Here is a 303-nt window from a genome sequence, read left to right as displayed (position 1 = left end):
ATTCTATAAGCTCTGCTTTAGCATTAGTGATAAAAGAAATATATTTATCTCTTTGTTTATCATGTTTAATACCTGCGCATAAAGGTTTAAGTGCTTCATCATACCAAATCACTTCTAACTTTTCTTCTTTAATAATTCTTAATGTTGCTTCTTTTGTGATATTTTCTTTAATATCTTTCCTATTGTAGCATTTATGCCGATAATTTTCTTGTAGCATTTTATCAATTGCTTCTTTTTCATTATCAAAAGAATAACTAAGTCTAATACTTCCTTGGTCTTCAACATAGAAAGTTTCATATTTAT

The 303-nt window shown here is 26.4% G+C and carries 1 pseudogene; it reads right to left on the bottom strand.

Annotated elements, in window-relative coordinates:
• Positions 1-303, bottom strand: a pseudogene (locus AJ930_RS00015) (hypothetical protein); the annotation flags it as partial.

This window comes from Campylobacter sp. BCW_6871 (genome assembly GCF_001762325.1).
GTDB lineage: Bacteria > Campylobacterota > Campylobacteria > Campylobacterales > Campylobacteraceae > Campylobacter_D > Campylobacter_D jejuni.
The sequence above is the reverse complement of the archived record's forward strand: the minus strand, read 5'-3'. Positions and strand labels throughout refer to the sequence as shown.